Source organism: Citrobacter sp. MGH100 (assembly GCF_001034465.1).
Taxonomy (GTDB): Bacteria; Pseudomonadota; Gammaproteobacteria; order Enterobacterales; family Enterobacteriaceae; genus Citrobacter; species Citrobacter youngae.
The window spans coordinates 32,656-49,507 of the sequence record NZ_KQ089803.1 but is presented as its reverse complement, the minus strand read 5'-3'; the positions used below and the strand labels follow the sequence as shown (position 1 = coordinate 49,507).

The following is a 16,852-nucleotide window of genomic DNA, read 5'->3' as shown; positions in this document are numbered from 1 at the left end:
CAACGAATTGCAGGTCAGATGGTTATTTTGTTTCGTGCTTTAGCTGGCTGAGTACAGCCTGAAATCATCACCGTAATGCAATGATGCCCAGCACAGCCTTGCGTTTTTGGCGGCGATGGCTACAACGGCACGCCAGTATCCTCTGCGATCGACCAGTGAACAGACCCAACGACTGAATAAATCAGTCCTTTTCTCGGCACCAATCAGAACCGAACGAGCCCCCTGAACCAGTAGCGTTCGCAGATACGAATCGCCAGCTTTAGTTATCCTGCCAAGCTTTGATTTCCCACCACTGCTGTACTGCGATGGCGTTAGTCCCAGCCAGGCTGCCAGTTGTCGCCCATTTTTAAAATCGTGTGCATTACCGATACTGGCGACCAGCGCACAGGCCGTTGTGGGACCAATCCCTTTCAGTTCCATCAATCGCTGGCTGCGGTGATCTGTTTTTGCCATGCGGGACAAAATCCGGTCATATTCAGTAATATTATCTTCAATACGATCAATGTGTTCCAGCAGGTCATTAACACATTGTTGAACCTGAAGTGGCAAAGAACTCTTCTGCTCAGAAACCATGTGACGCAGGGCATCTGTACTTTGTGGGGCGATGACACCGAATTCCGATATCAAACCTCTCAATCGGTTATATGTTGCTGTTTTCTCTTCGATAAAACCCTGTCTGATACGGTGTAGGCATTGCATCGCCTGCTGGTTCTCATCCTTCACTGGTACAAACCGCATATGCGGGCGACGAACTGCTTCACAGATAGCCTGAGCATCAGCTGCATCATTTTTGCCTGATTTACCGGCCATGCGGTAAGGAGATACAAATTTAGCAGCCATCAGCCGTGGTTCATGACCATATTGCCGAAACAACCTTGCCCAGTAGTGAGCCCCGGAGCATGCCTCCATCCCGATAACACAGGGAGGTAAACTGGCAATCAGCTCAGGAAGGGCAGCACGCGATACTTTGGGTTTAACCAGAACAGTTTTACCGTGTTGGTCAACGCAGTGAACAGCGAACACATTTTTAGCAAGATCGATACCGACAGTCGTGATGGTCATAACGAATCCCTCCGGGGCTATGTTTACCCCATGATTGCACAAGAGTTAATCAGGCGCATATCCAGGGGAAGTCCCTTCCATTCGTTAAGGTGATTTTTTATACCCCTGGTCTGCGATAAGGGAGCTTGACCACGTTGACAGGCAGCTATGAGCGAGGAGCGGACCTTGATAGATCACCATAACTGTTGTCGGTTCACGAGATAATTTATCGTTACTCAAATTCAATTCTCGCTGACGACTGAGGCTAAATGGTCCATTTGCATAATTGTTGTGGCAGAAAGAGATGCCTTTCTGCCACATGTGGGGTTAGTTTACTTTTGGAAAGTCCACCAGGGTGTCATTCACACGGTTGATCATATTCGTAAACAGAATCGCACTGACTGCACTGATGACTTCCACCACCTGCCGATCGCTAAAGCCTGCTGCCAGAAAACGACTGACGGATTCTTCTGGTAAGGTGTTGCGGGTCGTCACCAGCGTTTTTACAAATTTGACCAGTGCATCAATGTGCGGATCTTCCGGGAACTCTCCCCGGCGTAATGCCTGAATTTGCTCAACGCTGTAACCTGCCATTTTTCCGGTCAACGTATGCGCCGCCAGACAGTAATCACACCCTGAGACTTCACTGACCACAAGGTTAACGGCTTCAATTTCCTGTTTGCTCAACTGACTTTTAGCCAGCGTGGCGTTGTGTTGCAATGCATGACCTAGAATGTCGGGGGCGATGCCAATGGTCTGGTAGGCATTCGGGACTTTACCCATCGCCCGTTTAATGGCGCTGAAGAGTTCTGCTGTCGTGCCAGTGGCATTTTCAGGTTGTACGGAAGTTAAACGGCTCATCATTTTTTCCTTTCAGTTTAAGGGTTTCGCCGTATCGGCGATGAGCACATAATAGAGCGCAGCCGGCGGGCATGCAGGCCGTATCGTCTCGATTATTTGTCTTATCGTCTCAGGAGTCAGAGTGGACAATCTCAGCCGCTTGCTTTCCTTACTGGCACCAACATGTAGCGTCAATCTTCACTGTCGTTTTACCGGGCGCTGGGATGCCGACCATCCGCAACAAGCCGCCGGTATTGTGCCTTGGCACGTCATTCTTCGTGGCGAAACCCGGCTGATTGTTGGGGGGAAGACGTTCGACGTGCGTGCGGGTGATATCATTCTTTTCCCGCACGGATCGCCACATTTACTGCAAAGTCTGGTGGACTGGGGGCAGGTCGTACCTGCTCAGGTCAACAATAATGGCATCGTCACTGAAGTGTGGACGGAAGGACTGGGGCCTGCGGTCGAGGTATTGTGTGGCGAGTTTCATTTCGGGCCGGGTTATCGCTGGATGTTCGCCGATGAAACAACGCTGATCCATCTCCATGCCGATGAGCAACACGATGTCCCTGAACTGGAAACACTGCTGGGTATGCTGGTACGCGAAAGTCTTGGCGGTTTGCCGGGCAGTACGAGTATCGTGAAGGGGCTGGCAGATACGTTGCTCGCGCTAATCCTGCGTATTTTGCTGTCGTTGCACGAGCCTCCCGCGGGTGTGTTACGGCTGCTGAGCGACACACGTCTTGCTCCCGCCATACTGGCCGTCATCGCCGATCCTGCGTCGCCATGGACGATGGAATCGATGGCGAAACGCTGTTTTCTGTCCCGTGCCACTTTCGCCCGCCACTTTTCATACAGCTATCATCAGACGCCCCAGGTCTGGCTCAACCAGTTACGTATGGTGCTGGCGGCAAGACTGCTTTCAGAAGAGAAAAACCTGACAACGGAGAGAGTAGCCGAACAGTGTGGTTTTTTGTCGCTGTCGTCTTTTTCTAAAGCGTTCAAAAAAACCTGGGGCATAACGCCTGCTCTGCACCGTAAACGTGGGTACAGCACAACGATCACTGGCAACGAGCCCACCGAGGTGGATAAGATTAACGGTCAACAGGCTGAGAATTAGACTGCAGAGATTAGCGAAGTAACCTGCAGCTCGGCCATACCGTCAATTGCGTGGACCAGTGTGTTGAACGGTGCTGCCTGGGTATGCTTTTCCAGCATCAGGGCTGACTGTCAGCGTTCAATCATCATAAACTGGTGATCATTTTCACGGTTCATGTACAACTGATACTGTAAACACCCGGGTTTCCCCCTGCACATCGTGTTCGACAGTTTTAAGTGCCAGAAGTACCTTTTCGCGTGCGCCCTGCCGGGCGGTAATAGTGGCAACAAGGGGGTCTGAGGGCCAATGGAACGAAAACGTACGCTAAGGAAATAACCAATTGTTATAATTGATATTATTCATTCTTCTCTATGAACTGAAAGCCCGCACTAAGCAATGTTTTAGCCTCAAATGACTTTTTTACCTACCCAACTAACGTAACGATCGCACATCAGGTCGTTTTTCAACCGCATAGTGACACCTGCACTCACATGCGAGAAAACACATATGATTTTGACTTCTTGTTTTGGTGGAGAGACAATACCCATTCATAGCAGGAGTACATAATGCCAGAAATTGCATCCCTACAACTTTTCAAAATACTATCTGATGAAACCCGCCTGGGTATCGTGCTACTGCTCAGGGAGATGGGGGAGCTGTGCGTATGCGATCTCTGCACAGCGCTGGAACAATCACAACCCAAGACCTCCCGCCATCTGGCGATGCTTCGGGAAAGTGGCCTGTTGCTGGATCGCAAGCAGGGGAAATGGGTTCATTATCGCTTATCCCCGCATATTCCTTCCTGGGCTGCCCTGGTGATTGAGCAGGCCTGGTTAAGTCAACAGGACGACGTACAGGCCATCGCCCGTAAGCTGGCATCGGCCAACTGCTCTGGCAGCGGTAAGGCTGTTTGTATCTAAAAATTTTGCCTGTACATATATGTTTTTACGAATATGAGGTGTTAAAGATGAAAATGTTAACGGTGTTTGATCCGGCGATGTGCTGCAGTACCGGCGTTTGTGGTTCAGATGTCGATCAGGTTTTGGTCAATTTTTCTGCTGATGTGCAATGGCTGAAAGGGCGTGGGGTTCAGATCGAACGTTATAACCTGGCGCAGCAGCCTATGAGCTTCGTTGAGAACGAAAAAGCGAAAGCATTCCTTGAGGCTTCTGGAGCTGAAGGGCTTCCGCTGCTGTTGCTTGATGGTGAAACGGTGATGGCCGGGCGATACCCAAAACGCGCTGAACTGGCTCGCTGGTTTGGTATACCGCTGGAAAAGGTGGGTTTAGCTTCCACCAGTTGCTGTGGTGGTAAAACTTCCTGTTGTTGAGTATGTCAGGAGGACATATGAAATTCTTAGAGAATATCCCGTCTTACCTGTTTTTCACCGGTAAGGGAGGTGTAGGCAAAACTTCGATTTCCTGCGCAACGGCTATACGTCTGGCTGAACTGGGAAAGCGTGTTCTGCTTGTCAGTACCGACCCGGCTTCCAATGTCGGTCAGGTATTCGATCAGACTATCGGTAACACTATCCAGCCCGTGACTGCTGTGTCTGGTCTTTCGGCTCTGGAGATTGACCCGCAGGACGCCGCCCAGCAATACCGCGCCAGAATCGTTGACCCTATTAAAGGTCTTTTGCCTGATGACGTTGTTAACAGCATCAGTGAACAGCTTTCAGGAGCTTGTACGACAGAGATCGCTGCATTCGACGAGTTTACTGGCTTACTGACTGACGCTTCTCTGCTGACCCGCTTTGATCACATCATTTTTGATACTGCCCCAACTGGCCACACTATTCGCCTTCTTCAGCTTCCCGGAGCCTGGAGCAGCTTCATCGAAAGTAACCCGGATGGTGCTTCCTGTCTTGGTCCAATGGCTGGGCTGGAAAAACAACGCGAGCAATATGCTCATGCGGTTGAGGCATTATCCGATCCTGAACGAACTCGCCTTGTGCTGGTCGCGCGATTGCAAAAATCAACACTGCAGGAAGTCGCTCGTACTCATGACGAATTATCAGCTATTGGCCTTAAAAATCAGTATTTAGTCATTAACGGTGTCCTGCCTGCGAGCGAAGCAGAACGTGATGCACTGGCCGCTGCAATATGGCAACGGGAGCAAGAGGCGCTGGCAAATCTTCCTGCCGGGTTATCTGATTTGCCGACAGACAACTTATACCTGCAGCCGCTGAACATGGTTGGTGTATCCGCATTGAAAGGCCTGCTCAACGAACACGCTGAGATAACATCGCTTCCTGAACAAAGCCCACAGAACAAGCCAGAGAATATGTCGTTGTCTGTCCTGGTTGATGATATCGCCCGCAGTGAACACGGTTTGATTATGCTGATGGGCAAAGGTGGTGTGGGCAAAACCACAATGGCTGCGGCTATCGCCGTCAGTCTGGCGGATAAGGGTTTTGATGTGCATCTCACCACCTCAGATCCTGCTGCACATCTCAGTACAACGCTCAATGGCAGCCTCAAAAATCTGCAGGTCAGCCGAATCAACCCTCACGATGAAACTGAACGCTATCGTCAGCATGTTCTTGAGACGAAAGGCAGGGATCTGGATGAGGCTGGGAAACGGCTGCTCGAAGAGGATTTACGTTCTCCTTGCACAGAAGAGATTGCGGTGTTCCAGGCGTTTTCACGCGTAATTCGTGAAGCTGGCAAACGGTTTGTGGTCATGGATACGGCACCTACCGGGCATACGCTATTACTGCTTGATGCTACCGGGGCTTATCACCGTGAGATTGCCAGGAAGATGGGGGATAAAGGTCATTTTACCACTCCGATGATGCAGCTTCAGGACCAGGAACGTACCAAAGTTTTGCTGGTCACTCTGCCTGAAACCACACCTGTACTGGAAGCGGCAAACCTGCAGTCCGATCTTGAACGTGCGGGGATTCATCCCTGGGGCTGGATTATCAATAACAGCCTTTCGATTGCACAGACGCAATCGCCGCTGCTTTGCCAGCGCGCCCTACAAGAGCGTCCTCAAATCGAGGTTGTGAAAAACCAGCATGCAAGCCGCATAGCGTTAGTACCGGTAATGGCTGCAGAGCCCACTGGCATCGAGAAACTCAGAGAGCTGGTTGTTTAATTTTTTTGTATATACAGGGCGGCAAAGCCGTCCTGTCTGGAGGATTTATGTTACTGGCAGGCGCTATTTTTGTCCTGACCATCGTTTTGGTTATCTGGCAACCGAAGGGATTAGGGATCGGCTGGAGTGCGACGCTGGGCGCGGTACTGGCGCTGATCTCTGGCGTAGTCCATTTTGGTGATATCCCTGTAGTGTGGAATATTGTCTGGAATGCGACGGCGACCTTTATTGCCGTGATTATTATCAGCCTTCTGCTCGATGAATCGGGCTTTTTCGAATGGGCGGCGCTGCACGTTTCACGTTGGGGTAACGGTCGCGGGCGTTTGCTGTTTACCTATATCGTTTTGCTCGGCGCAGCGGTGGCGGCACTGTTTGCCAACGATGGTGCGGCATTGATTCTGACGCCAATTGTTATCGCCATGCTGCTTGCATTAGGTTTCAGCAAAGGCACTACGCTGGCATTTGTCATGGCCGCCGGGTTTATTGCCGATACGGCCAGTCTGCCGCTTATCGTGTCCAACCTGGTTAACATCGTTTCTGCAGACTTCTTTGGGCTGGGTTTCACTGAGTATGCGTCGGTAATGGTGCCGGTGGATATCGCAGCCATTATCGCCACGCTGGTGATGCTGCATCTGTTCTTCCGCAAAGATATTCCGCCAACTTACGACCTGGCTCTCCTGAAAGCACCGGCAAAAGCGATTAAAGATCTGGCAACCTTCAGAACCGGCTGGATAGTGTTGATCCTTCTTCTGGTTGGCTTTTTCGTCCTTGAGCCGTTGGGTATCCCGGTCAGTGCGATTGCTGCTGTAGGGGCTGTCATTCTGTTTGCGGTGGCGAAGCGAGGTCATGCCATTAACACTGGCAAAGTGCTTCGCGGTGCGCCATGGCAGATCGTCATATTCTCTCTGGGAATGTATCTGGTGATCTATGGTCTGCGTAATGCCGGACTAACAGAATACCTCTCCGGTGTGTTGAACGTGCTGGCAGATAAAGGACTTTGGGCCGCGACGTTTGGTACTGGCTTCCTGACGGCTTTCCTCTCTTCCATCATGAACAATATGCCTACCGTGCTGGTTGGTGCTCTCTCTATTGATGGCAGCACTGCAACAGGCGTTATCAAAGAGGCGATGATTTTTGCCAACGTGATTGGCTGCGATCTTGGACCGAAAATTACACCTATTGGTAGCCTGGCAACGTTGCTCTGGCTGCATGTCCTTTCACAGAAGAACATGACCATCACATGGGGATACTATTTCCGCACCGGGATCGTCATGACTCTGCCTGTGCTGTTTGTAACGCTGGCCGCGCTGGCGCTACGTCTCTCTTTCACTTTGTAATGAGATACTGATATGAGCAACATCACCATTTATCACAACCCAGCCTGCGGCACGTCGCGTAATACGCTGGAGATGATCCGCAACAGCGGTATCGAGCCGACCGTTATTCTTTACCTTGAGACTCCACCTTCACGCGATGAGCTGCTCAAACTCATTGCGGATATGGGCATTTCCGTCCGGGCTTTGCTGCGTAAGAACGTCGAGCCGTATGAGGAACTGGGTCTTGCAGAAGATAAATTTACTGACGACCAGCTCATCGACTTTATGCTACAGCATCCGATTCTGATCAACCGTCCGATCGTAGTGACGCCACTGGGAACTAAACTTTGCCGTCCTTCAGAGGTTGTTCTCGATATCCTTCCAGATGCCCAGAAAGCGGCTTTCACCAAGGAAGACGGTGAAAAAGTCGTTGATGATTCAGGTAAAAGACTGAAATAAAGACGAAGGGGGCATTTGCCCCCTTCATTATTACTTCGCCATTTCTTCCAGCAGGTCAATACCAACCGGCTCTTCGCTCTGTAGCGCTGTTAATGCAATACGCTTTGCATACTGCTCTTCCACATCAGAGATGAGAGGCAGCTCGCGGTTCGCCCTGATCTTCAGGAAAGGCGAAGACGGTTGAGCAGCTGCCAGGCTGTTATTAACGACCCATGCCCACGGCTCGATGCCAGCTCGGCGTAGATCCTGCTGCAGGTTAGCGGCTTCCAGTACAGGTGTCGTTTCGGCAAGCGTCACGATAATCACCTTCGTCTTCTCCGGGTCTGCTGCTTTTTCGCTATCACCTGTCTTCGATGTCAGAAAGCGAGAGAATTCGGCTTCATGCTGTCGCCAGAACACACTCATGCAATTGTTGAATGCCTTTACATCACTCATGTTCGTCCTCAAATTTTGCTCAGATTAACCCGGCTCTCATCTTCCAGAATTTTATAAACAGTGGAACGGGCAATACTGAGCCGGCGGGCAATATCTGTTGCACCAGTTCCCTGCTGATGAAGTGCCAGTACACTATTTCTGTCGATGATGCGCTTTCGGCCAAACCGGATACCTTTCAGCCTGGCCTCCTGCCGTCCTTCGTTCGTACGCTCCAGAATCCTCCTGCGTTCGGCCTGGGCTACAGCTGAAAGAATGGTCACAACCATTTTCCCCATTTCACCGTCGGTGCTGATCCCGTCGTCTATGAATCGGACCGCGACTCCCTGAGCGTCGAATTCTTTTATCAGTTGGATCATATCGGCAGTGTCGCGGCCAAGCCGGTCGAGTTTCTTCACCAGGATGACGTCACCTTCCTCCACCTTCATTCGCAGCAGATCCAGTCCTTTCCTGTCGGTAGAACTGCCGGATGCTTTGTCGGTAAATATGCGACTGGCTTTCACCCCCGCCTCTTTAAGCCCCTTGATCTGAATATCGAGGGACTGCTGGCTTGTTGATACCCGTGCGTAACCAAAAAGTCGCATAAAAATGTATCCTAAATCAAATATCGGACAGTGGGTGTCTGTTATAACAAAAAATCGATTTAATAGACACCTAGACAACACCATTTTAGTGTGTCCGAGAATTTATAATATTTCGGACGGTTGCGAAATTGTTAATTCATGACCATCAGGCAGGGAGGCCGGTATGCCCGTCGATTTTCTGACCACTGAGCAGGAACTGAATTATGGTCGCTATGTTGCAGAACCCAATGACGTGCAGCTGGCGCGCTATTTTCATCTTGATGAGCGGGATCTTGCCTTCATTAACCAGCGGCGGGGAAGGCATAACCGGCTGGGAATTGCGCTTCAGCTCACCACCGCCCGTTTTCTGGGCACCTTTCTGACAGACTTAACCCGGGTTCTGCCAGGTGTTCAGCAATTTGTCGCGGTGCAGCTTAATATTCGCCGTCCAGAAGTCCTTACCCGCTACGCAGAACGGGTTACCACCCTCAGAGAGCATACTGCGCTGATTAAGGAATATTACGGTTACCATGAATTTGGCGATTTCCCCTGGTCTTTCCGCCTGAAGCGCCTGCTGTACACCCGCGCATGGCTCAGTAATGAGCGACCCGGCCTTATGTTTGATTTTGCCACCGCGTGGCTGCTTCAGAATAAGGTCCTGCTGCCCGGAGCAACCACACTTGTACGTCTCGTCAGTGAAATACGCGAACGGGCAAATCAGCGGCTGTGGAAGAAACTGGCCGCGTTGCCGGACAGCTGGCAGACCGCCCGCGTGACGGAGCTTCTGGACATTCCTGAGGGGCAGCGTACTTCACCGCTGGAGCAACTGAAAAAGGGACCGGTCACCGTCAGCGGCCCGGCATTTACCGAAGCGCTGGAGCGGTATATCCGGCTGCGAAACCTGGAATTTTCCCGACTGAATTTTACCGGTCTGCCTGCTATACAACTGCGTAATTTGGCCCGTTACGCAGGCATGGCGTCGGTAAAATATATCGCGCGAATGCCACAGCAGAGAAAACTGGCCGTACTCACAGCATTCGTTAAAGCGCAGGAGACTGCGGCGCTGGATGAGGCCGTTGATGTGCTCGATATGCTGATACTGGATATCACTCGTGCGGCGAAGAAAACGGGGCAGAAAAAACGGCTCAGGACGCTTAAAGATCTTGATCGTGCTGCGCTAATATTGGCGCGGGCATGTTCATTGTTGCTGGATGAACAGGCTGACGATGCTGAACTGAGGGAGACCATATTCAACAGCATACCGAAAAGCAGGCTGGCAGAATCCGTCTGCAAGGTAAATGAGCTGGCCCGGCCTCAGAACAACAATTTCCATGACGAAATGGTGGAGCAGTACGGGCGGGTAAAGCGCTTTCTTCCGGCGGTATTGCGCGACCTGCATTTCCAGGCAGCGCCAGCCGGAGAACATACGTTGTCCGCCATTCATTATCTGACCGAACTGAACTGCTCGAAAAAGCGCATCCTGGACAATGCGCCTGAACATATTATTACCGGCCCCTGGAAACGCCTGGTATACGATGCGGAGGGCCGGATACAGCGTGCCGGTTACTCGCTTTGTCTGCTGGAGCGCCTTCAGGATGCACTACGTCGAAGGGACATCTGGCTCGAAAACAGCGATCGCTGGGGAAATCCCCGCGAGAAGCTGTTGCAGGGGGAAGAATGGCAGGCTCAGCGGGTCCCCGTTTGCCGGGCGCTGGGACATCCCACTGATGGACATAAAGGCGTGCAACAGTTGGCGGTCCAGCTAGATGAAACCTGGAAAACCGTCGCATCCCGCTTTGAAGGAAATGCGGAGGTTCATATTTGCCATGACGGTAAACATCCTTCCCTGACTATCAGCAGCCTGGAGAAACTGGAGGAGCCAACATCGTTGCATCGTCTCAACAGTCGGGTAAGGCTGCTACTCCCGCCAGTAGATTTGACGGAACTGTTGCTTGAAATAGATGCCAGAACGGGATTTACACGTGAGTTTACGCATGTCAGTGAATCCGGGGCCCGGGCACAGGATCTGCACATCAGCCTGTGCGCGGTCCTGATGGCAGAGGCCTGCAATATCGGGCTGGAACCGCTGATAAAGCACAATATACCGGCGCTGACGCGCCACCGGCTTAGCTGGGTAAAACAGAATTACCTCCGGGCAGAAACGCTGGTCAGCGCCAATGCCCGCCTGGTTGATTTTCAGTCCACACTGGAGCTTGCTGGCCGCTGGGGTGGTGGCGAAGTGGCTTCAGCTGATGGCATGCGCTTTGTCACGCCGGTGAAAACCGTCAATTCAGGACCTAACAGAAAATATTTTGGTTCCGGACGTGGCATCACCTGGTACAACTTCGTCTCTGATCAGTACTCTGGATTCCACGGCATCGTTGTCCCCGGCACATTACGAGATTCCATTTTTGTGCTGGAAGGCCTTCTGGAGCAGCAGACAGGGCTGAATCCGGTTGAGATCATGACAGACACAGCCGGTACCAGCGACATTATTTTTGGCCTCTTCTGGCTGCTGGGATACCAGTTTTCCCCCCGGCTTGCCGATGCCGGTGAAGCGGTATTCTGGCGAGTGGATAAATCGGCAAATTACGGTGCACTGGACGAACTGGCACGTGGTTGTGCCGATCTGTCGAAAGCCGAGGATCAGTGGGATGAGATGATGCGAACCGCCGGTTCGCTGAAACTGGGCACCATTCATGCTTCAGAACTCATTCGCTCTTTGCTGAAAAGCTCGCGCCCATCAGGGCTGGCACAGGCGATCATGGAAGTGGGGCGCGTCAACAAGACGCTGTACCTTCTTAATTATATTGATGATGAGGATTATCGTCGGCGGATCCTGACGCAGCTAAACCGGGGGGAAGGCCGCCATGCTGTGGCGAGGGCGATCTGCTACGGGCAGCGCGGTGAGATCAGAAAGCGCTATCGTGAAGGTCAGGAAGATCAGCTGGGGGCACTGGGCCTGGTCACTAACGCAGTGGTACTGTGGAACACACTTTATATGCAGGAAGCCCTGAGCTGGATACGCAGTAATGGAGAAGAAATCGGGGTTGAAGATATCGCCCGGTTGTCCCCACTGATGCACGGGCATATCAATATGCTGGGGCATTATACGTTTACGCTACCGGAGGATATTTTGAAGGGGGAACTGAGAGAACTAAATTTCAATTTAAACAATGAATTAACTTCTTAGCGTACGTTTTCGTTCCATTGGCTCTCAAACCCCTGAAGGTGGTGGGACTGGTACTGGAGGCGCTGATTCTGGCTATCGAGTCCGGTCTGCTCCGACGGTGAACGGCAGAGCAGATCGGTGCTCAAGGGGGATTATTCCTGCAGGCCGTGATAGCCGGCTTCTTTCTGGTGCCGGACAGTCAGGATCACTATCCGGTCCGTTTCCCGGTCGTGGCGATAGAGCATCACATAACCACTGTCGCCAAATCCGATCACCAGTTCCTGGTATTCCAGTGGGAGAAGAGAAACCGGGCGGCCCATGTCAGGCTGCGTTTTCAGCTGCTGGATAGCCCGGATGATCACTTCACCGGCTTTTCTGGCCGCCAGCCGGTTTTTGGTTTTGAGAAAGTCCTGCAGGCGCTGTAAATCCCGCTGCGCCAGTGCGGAGACAATTACCTGTGGCATGGTGGAGCATCCTGCTCATTCTCAGTTCCCCAGGTATCTATCCACGCTTCCACCTCTTCGGCGCTCAGGTGCAGACCGGTTTCCTGATAGTGCTGCCATGCGGCCTGTCCATCCCTCAGGTACTGGCTGCGCTTTTCTTCCCGGTCGATGTATTCGGTGATCGCTTCCAGCATCAGGGCATGAGCGGAGCGATGGCGGTCATCGGCAAGGGTTTTCAGGCGGTCTTTGAGTTCATCATCAAGCCTGATGGATGTCGCAGCTGACATAAAATCACCTTTGTAGTCATGTGTAATACATGTGACTACTTTAATCGGAGTCAGTGATATTTGCCAGAAATACGGCTTACGTTGCCCGTTTTCCGCCAAACCCGGACTCATGCACCTGGCTGCATAGCCATGCATCCGGGTATGATTTATCCGGTGCGTTTCTGGCGGGTTTTCGGGTGGTTTGTTGCCGCTTTTACCGGTTATCCGTCAGAAACGCGCTGAGTCAGTCTGGGCGGTGCGCGTAATGAAGCCTTTATGTTAAATAGGGGCTTTTGTTGTCCGGAAAAGGCTGAGCAAAAATACGATAAACAGTGTCATACCGGTAACCAGCATGACATAGCCGGCTGTTGGGTTATAAGTCAGACAGAAGGCTGTGCAGGCACTGGGGGCGTGTATGCGAAAAAGCCCGGCAAAACACAGACTGGCCGAGAGTCCGTAAAATAACGATCCTGCGATAACGGTCAGCATAATTCTAAACATTGTCCCTTTGTCCCTTTGACCCTAATCATCCTCATCTTTTTTCTAATATGCCCCTTAAAATCAGGATGTTGATTGTTTTGTATGCAAGAAATGGACTAAAGAAATTTGTTTGTGATCCCATTCTCGTTTCTGCATATGAACAAAAAAGCCCCGCACATGGGCGGGGCTGAATGCTGCGAGTCTGCGACGGTGACTTATCCCGGAAGCGTCCAGTCAGGTCGTTCAAAATGGCAGGTATAGCCGTCGGGATTATGCTGCAGGTAATCCTGATGCTCTGGCTCTGCAGACCAGAACTCACCGGCCTGCTCTACTTCTGTCACCACGACTCCGGGCCAGACTCCTGAATCATCTATTTCACGGATAAGCTGGTTTGCCTGCTGCTTTTGCTCCTCTGTGGTGAAAAAGATGGCTGAGCGGTAGCTTGAGCCGACGTCATTACCCTGACGAAGTATTGTTGTAGGGTTGTGAATACTAAAGAAATATTCCAGTAGTTTTCGGTAGCTCAGTTTATCCGGGGAATACACCACCTTCACCGCCTCCGCATGTCCTGGGTGGTGCTGGTATGTCGGGTTATCATTACGTCCGCCGGTATAGCCCACTTCGGTGCTGACCACGCCATTGAGTTTGCGGATCAGCTCCTGGACACCCCAGAAACAACCACCGGCAAGGATTGCCACATCAGTTTTCATGCTTATCTCCTTTCTCAAACAGGGGAAGAAATTCACCGTATCCTTCTGTTTCCAGAGCGCCTTTCGGGATAAAACGCAGTGAAGCCGAGTTAATGCAGTAACGTAATCCACCGGTATCCTGTGGCCCGTCAGGGAAGACGTGTCCCAGATGGCTGTCACCGTGACGGGAACGCACTTCAGTACGCACCATGCCATGACTGAGGTCGCTCAGGTTGTGGACGTTGTTTTCCACTGGTTTGCTGAATGCCGGCCAGCCACAGCCCGAATCAAATTTGTCCTTCGACGAGAACAGTGGCTCACCGGAGACGATATCCACGTACAGTCCGTCCTCAAAGTGGTCGTCATATTCTCCGGTAAACGGGCGCTCAGTGGCGCTTTTCTGGGTGACGCTGAACTGCAGTTCCGTCAGTGCCTGAATGGTCTGTGGGTCTTTTTTATACGGTTTGTTCATATCGCTCTCCTGACAAATCTCACTCACCGGGACGGGTCCTGCTCATGAATAAGATCCAGATAGTGTTTTTCAAAGTCCGGGTTGGCGGGGAGCGACTTATTTTCCAGGTAGCGCTCTAAAAAGTAGCGGGGAGTGATCCCCGCCCGAAAGGCGGCTTCCATGCCTCTCACCATGAACCCGGGAGTGGTGTCATATTTGCTGGCCAGAAATATCAGGCTGCTGCGTAATTCAGGGTCACCCCATGGCTGACAATGCGTCAGACGAGCGGGGTTTGTGCACGGCGCTGAGTTGCTTCGCCCTCCGGTTAATCAGTGTCCGTCGCAGGTCATGACGCAACAGCACCAGTCCAGCCCCAATCAGAAGAACATCCTTGATAATGAAGCTGTCAATGCGACCCAGCTGCGGCAGAAGGCTCAGGGTGACGATGCCGGTGCCTGCCACCATCAGGGCGCCTGCTGCACCCACTGCCGGCCGGAAAAATCCGGCAATCAGGGCCAGAAGGGTGATATTTTCCACCACGCCGAGTGCGTAGCTGAGCCCCTGAACGCCGAGAGCCGGATACAGCGCACCGAGCCAGGTGCCTGGCAGCAGGTGGTGAAGGGCATTGGCCTCGAAGGCAAACCATTTGTAGGTGCCAAACAGGGCGAAGATGAAAATCACTGACAGCCGCAGAACCATAATGTCCAGGCCTGACGTTTTACGAAGTAACCGGCGCAGTTGTGTCTCGACGTTATTTTTCATGGTGTGTGTCCTTTTATTTTCGTTTTGTGTTTATGCAAACAGCGTGGCGCGGGCATGAACGAAACGGGCCTGCTCAAGCTCAGAAATCAGATAAGCGGCAGCGCCATGTTCAAGGGCTTCGCGGATAACCTCCCGCTCCAGCTCATCCACGGAAGACACCCAGCCAACAGAGAGTGTACGGACCGGTACCAGAGCTGCTTTTTCTTCCTCAGTAAGATCGGATTTGATGATGACCGGTCCATGGGCTTTACGGGTGAAGACAGCGATAACGTCGTTGATAAGTGCTTTCATGATGATGCCCCCTGCATGTCTGTTTTATTGTGTTGTCGTGTTGTTAATATTTATTCTACCTACCAGTAGATAGATTGGCAAGGGGTAACTGGAAATTAAACGCAAGGAAAGTCTTAATGTCTTCTGAGGCCCCCGGAATACAGGCGTTGTCAGCGGTGATTTTTTTGAGTGCTGGCTGCCCCGGTTAAACCGGGGCAGCCACAGGCGTGGCTTTACGGGCGGGAGAGTAGCTGAATAAGCGCGCTCATGGTGCGGGAACAGGCATCATGAGGAGGGATCCGATTGAGCATCAGGGCCCCTTTAATGGCGCTGCCGATGATAATGGCCACGTCAGCCGGCTCAGCAGTAAAAGCCAGTTCACCGCTTTCACGACCCGAAACCAGCACACTGGTCAGGATGCGCAGGTCGGTTTGTGCCAGTCGTGAGGTGGCTTTCTGAAGAGGTTCTTCAAACAGGGCGCTGTCGGACAGCATGGCGTGAATGCCACACATCTGGCCGCTGTCGGCGCATTTGAGAAATGCGTCCATATAACCCTGCAGACGGGCTTTACCCGGTGGCAGCTGTAACAGGGCAGCTTCCAGTTTCAGCAGGCTGGCCTCCTTGTATTCACAATAGGCAAGCCCGAGGTCGGTTTTGGTCTGAAAATGGTAATGGATACTGGCCTTCCGTATTCCCAGACCGTCAGCGAGATCAGCATAGCTGAAGCCCTGGTAGCCGTTCTGCTGGATAAGGGTATCAGTCAGTTCAATCAGACTGTCATGGGTGGACATAATGTTCTCCTGGCACCTGCGGGTGCCTGTTATTCAGACACAACTGCGCCCGGAAACCAGAAGGGTTCCGGGCGCAGTTGCGAGGGTAACGGGTATTCAACGATACAGGACAGCGGTACCGGAAAGTTTATTCATACCGGTGGCACTGGTGATGCGGTAGTGTGTGGCCCCGGCATCAGCGGCTTTCATATCCAGTGAGGCCACCAGGTCATCCAGGGTGGTGAAGCCACCGGAAGAGACCACCCCAATTTTTTGCAGCGATGCTGCTTCGCTGCGGGAAACCATTTGCGGGCTGGCGGCATAGCTCAGTGCGCTGGCGGACAGGGCGATGATGGCAAGGGTGGTTTTGATGATGTTTTTCATGATGACGCTCCTGATGTTCTGTTGTGTGTTTTTGTTTGTGTGTCGTGTTGTTAAAATCAAATCTACCAACCAGTAGATAGGTTGGCAAGTGTTAATTGGGGTCCGCTTGGAAAACGGAATCTATGGTCACTCCCGTTTTTGCAACACCGATTTTGACGATAAGTTGGCTTGCTTGAATCTATCCGGCGTCTGAATGGGATTTTATTCCCGCGCCTCGATGAGTTCCGCGCCTGATGAACCTCCAGAAAATATACGGCTTCAGCGAGCCTTTCCGTTTTACAGGTTCCTCAACAGGCCGGTGGGCCGTTTGTATCAT

The 16,852-nt window shown here is 52.0% G+C and carries 20 protein-coding genes; 7 read left to right on the top strand and 13 right to left on the bottom strand.

Annotation, left to right across the window (positions count from 1 at the left end; genetic code table 11):
• Window positions 1-39: 39 nt before the first annotated feature.
• Window positions 40-1,062 (bottom strand): IS110 family RNA-guided transposase, encoded by a 1,023-nt coding sequence (locus SK32_RS20440; protein ID WP_048213815.1) that lies wholly within the window; start codon window positions 1,060-1,062, stop codon window positions 40-42.
• Window positions 1,063-1,368: 306 nt separating this feature from the next.
• Window positions 1,369-1,902, bottom strand: a complete 534-nt coding sequence (locus tag SK32_RS20435; protein WP_039265220.1) for a carboxymuconolactone decarboxylase family protein — start codon at window positions 1,900-1,902, stop codon at window positions 1,369-1,371.
• Between the two features lie 121 nt (window positions 1,903-2,023).
• Between SK32_RS20435 and SK32_RS20430 the strand changes: the two genes are divergently transcribed.
• The 6 genes from SK32_RS20430 (at window position 2,024) to arsC (ending at window position 7,854) form a co-directional block, all read left to right on the top strand.
• The gene (locus SK32_RS20430; RefSeq protein WP_231591592.1) at window positions 2,024-3,001 is read left to right on the top strand and encodes an AraC family transcriptional regulator; all 978 of its coding nucleotides are present in this window, start codon (window positions 2,024-2,026) and stop codon (window positions 2,999-3,001) included.
• 545 nt (window positions 3,002-3,546) lie between these two features.
• Entirely contained in the window at window positions 3,547-3,900 is a 354-nt protein-coding gene (gene arsR, locus SK32_RS20420; RefSeq protein WP_001114073.1) for an As(III)-sensing metalloregulatory transcriptional repressor ArsR, read from the top strand.
• Between the two features lie 47 nt (window positions 3,901-3,947).
• Window positions 3,948-4,310: an arsenite efflux transporter metallochaperone ArsD gene (gene arsD / locus SK32_RS20415; protein WP_000783215.1), complete on the top strand. Its 363-nt coding sequence runs from the start codon at window positions 3,948-3,950 to the stop codon at window positions 4,308-4,310.
• A 17-nt stretch (window positions 4,311-4,327) separates the two neighbouring features.
• Entirely contained in the window at window positions 4,328-6,079 is a 1,752-nt protein-coding gene (arsA, locus tag SK32_RS20410; protein ID WP_001556710.1) for an arsenite efflux transporter ATPase subunit ArsA, read from the top strand.
• 47 nt (window positions 6,080-6,126) lie between these two features.
• Window positions 6,127-7,416 (top strand): arsenite efflux transporter membrane subunit ArsB, encoded by a 1,290-nt coding sequence (gene arsB, locus SK32_RS20405; protein ID WP_003026002.1) that lies wholly within the window; start codon window positions 6,127-6,129, stop codon window positions 7,414-7,416.
• Window positions 7,417-7,428: 12 nt separating this feature from the next.
• Window positions 7,429-7,854 carry a glutaredoxin-dependent arsenate reductase gene (arsC, locus tag SK32_RS20400; protein ID WP_000065758.1) on the top strand — a complete coding sequence of 142 codons (426 nt, stop codon included), beginning with the start codon at window positions 7,429-7,431 and terminating at the stop codon, window positions 7,852-7,854.
• 30 nt (window positions 7,855-7,884) lie between these two features.
• Here arsC and SK32_RS20395 read toward each other — a convergent pair whose 3' ends face one another.
• Both SK32_RS20395 and SK32_RS20390 read right to left on the bottom strand, forming a co-directional pair.
• Entirely contained in the window at window positions 7,885-8,289 is a 405-nt protein-coding gene (locus SK32_RS20395; RefSeq protein ID WP_004118313.1) for an ArsA-related P-loop ATPase, read from the bottom strand.
• Between the two features lie 8 nt (window positions 8,290-8,297).
• On the bottom strand, window positions 8,298-8,870 hold the full coding sequence (locus SK32_RS20390; RefSeq protein WP_001556711.1) for a recombinase family protein: 573 nt from the start codon (window positions 8,868-8,870) through the stop codon (window positions 8,298-8,300).
• Window positions 8,871-9,033: 163 nt separating this feature from the next.
• Between SK32_RS20390 and SK32_RS20385 the strand changes: the two genes are divergently transcribed.
• Window positions 9,034-12,042, top strand: a complete 3,009-nt coding sequence (locus SK32_RS20385; RefSeq protein ID WP_012817690.1) for a Tn3 family transposase — start codon at window positions 9,034-9,036, stop codon at window positions 12,040-12,042.
• A gap of 131 nt (window positions 12,043-12,173) precedes the next feature.
• Here SK32_RS20385 and SK32_RS20380 read toward each other — a convergent pair whose 3' ends face one another.
• From SK32_RS20380 to SK32_RS20340, 9 genes are all read right to left on the bottom strand, one after another.
• The gene (locus SK32_RS20380; protein WP_015059150.1) at window positions 12,174-12,485 is read right to left on the bottom strand and encodes a type II toxin-antitoxin system RelE/ParE family toxin; all 312 of its coding nucleotides are present in this window, start codon (window positions 12,483-12,485) and stop codon (window positions 12,174-12,176) included.
• Complete coding sequence (locus tag SK32_RS20375; protein ID WP_014542884.1) at window positions 12,473-12,751, bottom strand: CopG family ribbon-helix-helix protein; 279 nt, start codon at window positions 12,749-12,751, stop codon at window positions 12,473-12,475. The genes SK32_RS20380 and SK32_RS20375 overlap by 13 nt, the downstream gene beginning before the upstream one ends.
• Window positions 12,752-13,425: 674 nt before the next feature.
• A complete protein-coding gene (gene msrA / locus SK32_RS20365) occupies window positions 13,426-13,920 on the bottom strand; it encodes a peptide-methionine (S)-S-oxide reductase MsrA (protein WP_021243016.1) in 495 nt (164 codons plus the stop codon).
• Window positions 13,910-14,371 (bottom strand): peptide-methionine (R)-S-oxide reductase MsrB, encoded by a 462-nt coding sequence (gene msrB, locus SK32_RS20360; RefSeq protein WP_021243015.1) that lies wholly within the window; start codon window positions 14,369-14,371, stop codon window positions 13,910-13,912. The genes msrA and msrB overlap by 11 nt, the downstream gene beginning before the upstream one ends.
• 23 nt (window positions 14,372-14,394) lie before the next feature.
• Window positions 14,395-14,532 carry a hypothetical protein gene (locus tag SK32_RS26115; RefSeq protein ID WP_021243014.1) on the bottom strand — a complete coding sequence of 46 codons (138 nt, stop codon included), beginning with the start codon at window positions 14,530-14,532 and terminating at the stop codon, window positions 14,395-14,397.
• 73 nt (window positions 14,533-14,605) lie between these two features.
• Window positions 14,606-15,112 (bottom strand): DUF417 family protein, encoded by a 507-nt coding sequence (locus SK32_RS20355; protein WP_001567380.1) that lies wholly within the window; start codon window positions 15,110-15,112, stop codon window positions 14,606-14,608.
• A 30-nt stretch (window positions 15,113-15,142) separates the two neighbouring features.
• On the bottom strand, window positions 15,143-15,403 hold the full coding sequence (locus tag SK32_RS20350) for a DUF1471 domain-containing protein (RefSeq protein ID WP_001567381.1): 261 nt from the start codon (window positions 15,401-15,403) through the stop codon (window positions 15,143-15,145).
• Between the two features lie 212 nt (window positions 15,404-15,615).
• Window positions 15,616-16,173 (bottom strand): TetR/AcrR family transcriptional regulator, encoded by a 558-nt coding sequence (locus tag SK32_RS20345; protein WP_001567382.1) that lies wholly within the window; start codon window positions 16,171-16,173, stop codon window positions 15,616-15,618.
• A 96-nt stretch (window positions 16,174-16,269) separates the two neighbouring features.
• Entirely contained in the window at window positions 16,270-16,536 is a 267-nt protein-coding gene (locus SK32_RS20340) for a YdgH/BhsA/McbA-like domain containing protein (RefSeq protein ID WP_001567383.1), read from the bottom strand.
• Between the last annotated feature and the right edge of the window lie 316 nt (window positions 16,537-16,852).

Bases quoted from the DNA above. Each gene is read 5' to 3' on its own strand.
- arsB (WP_003026002.1), top strand. From the start codon at position 6,127: ATGTTACTGGCAGGCGCTATTTTTGTCCTGACCATCGTTTTGGTTATC.
- arsC (WP_000065758.1), top strand. From the start codon at position 7,429: ATGAGCAACATCACCATTTATCACAACCCAGCCTGCGGCACGTCGCGT.
- SK32_RS20440 (WP_048213815.1), bottom strand. From the start codon at position 1,062: ATGACCATCACGACTGTCGGTATCGATCTTGCTAAAAATGTGTTCGCT.
- SK32_RS20380 (WP_015059150.1), bottom strand. From the start codon at position 12,485: ATGCCACAGGTAATTGTCTCCGCACTGGCGCAGCGGGATTTACAGCGC.
- msrB (WP_021243015.1), bottom strand. From the start codon at position 14,371: ATGAACAAACCGTATAAAAAAGACCCACAGACCATTCAGGCACTGACG.
- SK32_RS26115 (WP_021243014.1), bottom strand. From the start codon at position 14,532: ATGGAAGCCGCCTTTCGGGCGGGGATCACTCCCCGCTACTTTTTAGAG.
- SK32_RS20345 (WP_001567382.1), bottom strand. From the start codon at position 16,173: ATGTCCACCCATGACAGTCTGATTGAACTGACTGATACCCTTATCCAG.
- msrA (WP_021243016.1), bottom strand. From the start codon at position 13,920: ATGAAAACTGATGTGGCAATCCTTGCCGGTGGTTGTTTCTGGGGTGTC.
- SK32_RS20340 (WP_001567383.1), bottom strand. From the start codon at position 16,536: ATGAAAAACATCATCAAAACCACCCTTGCCATCATCGCCCTGTCCGCC.
- SK32_RS20355 (WP_001567380.1), bottom strand. From the start codon at position 15,112: ATGAAAAATAACGTCGAGACACAACTGCGCCGGTTACTTCGTAAAACG.
- arsD (WP_000783215.1), top strand. From the start codon at position 3,948: ATGAAAATGTTAACGGTGTTTGATCCGGCGATGTGCTGCAGTACCGGC.
- SK32_RS20390 (WP_001556711.1), bottom strand. From the start codon at position 8,870: ATGCGACTTTTTGGTTACGCACGGGTATCAACAAGCCAGCAGTCCCTC.
- SK32_RS20350 (WP_001567381.1), bottom strand. From the start codon at position 15,403: ATGAAAGCACTTATCAACGACGTTATCGCTGTCTTCACCCGTAAAGCC.
- arsR (WP_001114073.1), top strand. From the start codon at position 3,547: ATGCCAGAAATTGCATCCCTACAACTTTTCAAAATACTATCTGATGAA.
- SK32_RS20395 (WP_004118313.1), bottom strand. From the start codon at position 8,289: ATGAGTGATGTAAAGGCATTCAACAATTGCATGAGTGTGTTCTGGCGA.
- arsA (WP_001556710.1), top strand. From the start codon at position 4,328: ATGAAATTCTTAGAGAATATCCCGTCTTACCTGTTTTTCACCGGTAAG.
- SK32_RS20385 (WP_012817690.1), top strand. From the start codon at position 9,034: ATGCCCGTCGATTTTCTGACCACTGAGCAGGAACTGAATTATGGTCGC.
- SK32_RS20375 (WP_014542884.1), bottom strand. From the start codon at position 12,751: ATGTCAGCTGCGACATCCATCAGGCTTGATGATGAACTCAAAGACCGC.
- SK32_RS20435 (WP_039265220.1), bottom strand. From the start codon at position 1,902: ATGAGCCGTTTAACTTCCGTACAACCTGAAAATGCCACTGGCACGACA.